Source organism: Pantoea sp. CTOTU49201, assembly GCF_032054795.1.
Lineage (GTDB): Bacteria > Pseudomonadota > Gammaproteobacteria > Enterobacterales > Enterobacteriaceae > Pantoea > Pantoea symbiotica.
In genome coordinates this window covers 1-3,643 of sequence record NZ_DAMBSA010000445.1, presented here as the reverse complement: position 1 = coordinate 3,643, position 3,643 = coordinate 1, and the positions used below count along the sequence as shown (strand labels likewise).

Below are 3,643 nucleotides of genomic sequence, written 5' to 3'. Positions count from 1 at the left end.
AAAACGGAGCCTTCGGGCTCCGTTTTGCATTTCAGTGATCGGCTTCGCAATTAGCTTTTCTACTTTATCCTGCTGACATATTTCTTTTTTATATCAGCGGTTGGCAAGCGTGCCGACTGACGTTAACCTGATAGCTCATTTCGCTAAAGTTCACCCAAACGGAACTGACTCATGTTTGAATCGATCTCTGCCGCACCCGCCGATCCTATTCTGGGACTGGCTGACCTTTTTCGTGCCGATGACCGGACGAATAAAATCAATCTTGGCATTGGTGTTTATAAAGATGAAACCGGTAAAACGCCGGTGCTCACCAGTGTTAAAAAAGCTGAGCAGTATTTGCTGGAAAATGAAACCACCAAGAACTACCTGAGCATTGATGGTCTGGCGGATTTCGCGCGTTGCACGCAGGAGTTACTGTTCGGCAAAGAGAGCGCACTGATTTCAGCCGGTCGCGCCTGCACCGCACAAACGCCAGGCGGCACCGGTGCCCTGCGCGTTGCGGCAGATTTTCTGGCAAACCAGACCAGCGTAAAGCGCGTTTGGGTGAGCAATCCAAGCTGGCCGAACCATAACAATGTGTTCAACGCTGCTGGCCTGGAAGTATGTGATTACGATTATTACGATGCTGCAAGCCACAGCCTGGATTTCGACGCGATGGTGTCATCGCTGCAGGAAGCCAAAGCGGGCGATGTAGTGCTGTTCCACGGCTGCTGCCACAACCCAACCGGCGTTGATCCTTCTGCAGAGCAATGGCAGCAGTTGGCGCAGCTGTCGCAAGAGAAAGGCTGGCTGCCGCTGTTTGATTTCGCCTATCAGGGTTTTGCTCGTGGTCTGGACGAAGATGCGGAAGGGCTGCGTATTTTTGCCGCTTCACATCAGGAACTGATCGTTGCCAGCTCTTACTCGAAGAACTTCGGTTTGTATAACGAGCGTGTTGGTGCATTAACGCTGGTTGCTGCGAGCAGCGACGTGGCGAAAACCGCGTTTAGCCAGGTGAAATATACCATTCGCGCCAACTACTCAAACCCGCCGTCACACGGCGCGGCAGTAGTCGCCACCATCCTCAGCAACGACGCACTGCGTACCATCTGGATTCAGGAGCTGACCGATATGCGTCAGCGCATCCAGCGCATGCGTCAGCTGTTTGTGAACACGCTGGCGGAGAAAGGTGCTAATCAAGACTTTAGCTTCATCATCAAACAGAACGGTATGTTCTCGTTCAGCGGCCTGACCAAAGATCAGGTGGTACGTCTGCGTGAAGAGTTTGGTGTTTATGCTGTGAACTCTGGTCGCGTTAACGTGGCAGGCATGACGCCAGACAACATGTCGGCGCTGTGTGAAGCGATAGTCGCGGTTTTATAAATCAGGCGGCAAATAACGACAAATGGGCCAAAAGGGCCCATTTTTTTATTCTTGCAGGAACGGATTGCTGATGCGTTCGCGGCCTAGCGTTGAGATAGGCCCGTGACCCGGCACGAAAGTCACATCATCGCCTAGCGGCAGCAGCTTGGCTTTAATCGCATCGATTAGGTCGCTGTGACTGCCCTGCGGGAAATCGGAACGTCCGACTCCACCGTTAAAAATTACATCCCCTGAAATCAGCAGACGTCCTGCACGATCAAAGAACACGATGTGTCCCGGCGTATGGCCCGGACAAAGCAGTACTTCCAGCACGACATTACCAACCTGAACAGTTTCACCCTCTTCCAGCCAGCGATCGGGCGTCAGCGGCGCGCATTCGGGTAATCCAAACATGCGACTCTGTGTAGGCAGATTGTCTAACCAGAAAGCATCAAGCGGATTCGGACCGACAATGGGCACCTGATAATGTGCCGCAAGTTCCGCAGCGGCACCGACGTGATCAAGATGTCCATGAGTGAGCAGGATCTGCGACGGCGTTAAACCACGTTCTGCCAGCACGGCTTTGATGGTTTCCGCATCGCCGCCGGGATCGACCAGTGCGGCTTGTTGGGTTTCGTCATCCCATATAACTGAACAGTTTTGGGAAAAAGCCGTAACCGGAATAATTTGGTAATTCATAGCGCTCCATGACCGACACACGCAGCGCTGCCGGTATCAGGACCAGTGCCTTGCAGGCCCGGTATCTATGTGTACGAAGTTGCTGCGCGGGTAATATCCTACACCACCGGCGCGCATAGATAACGCCGCTTTGCGAACATTGCTCAACGAAATTCCCTCAATGTGGAAATCCATCGCTTGTCCTTTGGTGTGATAGCTTTTTTTCGCCACGCCCGGACCCGATTCACGCAGCATAGTGTTAGTCGCTAATGTGCGGTAACCCGAAATCAACTGCACCGGCTTGCGCGTATCCAGCAACGTTTGCAGACGATAAAGCTGATCAAAAAGATGGGGATCGATGTTCTTCACCTGATTGGCGCGGTAATCACGGAAAAAGTGATTTAAGCGGGCTAACTCATCCTTGTCATAACGCTTACCGTTAAAAAACTCCGTTTTAAGGGTTTCGCCGGTGTGAAGGTTACTAAGTGTCAATACTCGAGGGCGGGCGGTGGAAAGCGAAGCCAGAGCGGAGCCAGGAAGCAGTGATAATCCTGCTGCTGCGCCTCCAATCAAGAGTAATCGACGACGTTGAGAATCAATATTAGCCATGAAGCGAGGTTACCTAGTCTAAAGCGGATAAAATATGTGCGAAAAATACACAAGGCCGAACATTAACGTCCGCCTAAGACTCAGTCAACCCAGAATATGTTGCAGAAGACCAAAACCAGCTCAAAATCAAATTTTCGAGACTGGTCTTGGTTAAATTCATGTGAAGAGAAAACAGCCAAATCAAGTACTAGAGTAACAATTGACCGGCTTTATACAGCACCTGACTGCCGGAACGCGCAGGGTTATCATAATTGTAAATATCTGTACGATATTGTGGGAGTCCATCATCTGCAACCCAAGCGGTGAGGTAGTAAAGGTTCACTGGGATGCGATGGCGAATCGGCACATAACGGGTATTCCCCTCTTTCAATGTGTCCGAAATACGGCCGTCATTCCAGCCCACATCCTGCAATAGCAGATCGGCCAATTCCGAAGCTTTATTGACGCGCACACAACCCGAACTGAGCGCACGAATATCACGCTGGAACAGATTATGGTTTGGCGTATCGTGCAGATAGATCGCATCCGAACTCGGCATATTGAATTTGTAGCGACCCAGCGAGTTAGTCGCGCCTGGCGCCTGACGAATGCGATATGGGAAGCTCGCCGCCGACACCATATGCCAGTCAATCATTGAAGGATCGATCACTTCCGCATCCGCACTCCAACCCGACAACAGCGTATAACCGTGCTTATAGAGATATGACGGATCCTGCTTCACCTTCGGCACAATATCCTGGCGCACCAGCGTGGTTGGCACATTCCACGGTGGATTCAGCACCACATTATTCAGCGCGCTGCGCATTAGCGGCGTTTTGCGGTCTGGACGACCCACAATCACGCGCGATGACAAAATGGTGGCACCATTGTTGTAGTAGGTCAGCGAATAGTTAGGAATGTTTACCATGATGCCGTTATGCATATCATCCGGCAGCAGACGCAGACGCTGAATATTGAGCGCCAGCAGCGAGGCGCGCATCTGCGGCGGCACATTCAGCCATTCACGGGTACGTGG

At 51.7% G+C, this 3,643-nt stretch carries 4 protein-coding genes; 1 reads left to right on the top strand and 3 read right to left on the bottom strand.

Annotation, left to right across the window (positions count from 1 at the left end; genetic code table 11):
- Positions 1 to 171 precede the first annotated feature (171 nt).
- A complete protein-coding gene (locus tag RTY00_RS21810) occupies positions 172 to 1,362 on the top strand; it encodes an amino acid aminotransferase (protein ID WP_312666193.1) in 1,191 nt (396 codons plus the stop codon).
- A gap of 45 nt (positions 1,363 to 1,407) precedes the next feature.
- On the opposite strand, the gene RTY00_RS21805 is transcribed toward RTY00_RS21810, so the two are convergent.
- The 3 genes from RTY00_RS21805 to ldtD form a co-directional block, all read right to left on the bottom strand.
- Positions 1,408 to 2,040 carry an MBL fold metallo-hydrolase gene (locus tag RTY00_RS21805; RefSeq protein WP_312666191.1) on the bottom strand — a complete coding sequence of 211 codons (633 nt, stop codon included), beginning with the start codon at positions 2,038 to 2,040 and terminating at the stop codon, positions 1,408 to 1,410.
- Between the two features lie 36 nt (positions 2,041 to 2,076).
- Entirely contained in the window at positions 2,077 to 2,628 is a 552-nt protein-coding gene (locus tag RTY00_RS21800; RefSeq protein ID WP_008102370.1) for a YcbK family protein, read from the bottom strand.
- Positions 2,629 to 2,815: 187 nt separating this feature from the next.
- Positions 2,816 to 3,643 (bottom strand): L,D-transpeptidase (gene ldtD, locus RTY00_RS21795; protein ID WP_312666189.1); only part of this gene is annotated, 828 nt, incomplete at its 5' end.

What these genes read in the sequence shown, in the direction of transcription:
- RTY00_RS21805 (WP_312666191.1), bottom strand. Translation starts at nt 2,040, where the DNA reads ATGAATTACCAAATTATTCCGGTTACGGCTTTTTCCCAAAACTGTTCA.
- RTY00_RS21800 (WP_008102370.1), bottom strand. Translation starts at nt 2,628, where the DNA reads ATGGCTAATATTGATTCTCAACGTCGTCGATTACTCTTGATTGGAGGC.
- RTY00_RS21810 (WP_312666193.1), top strand. Translation starts at nt 172, where the DNA reads ATGTTTGAATCGATCTCTGCCGCACCCGCCGATCCTATTCTGGGACTG.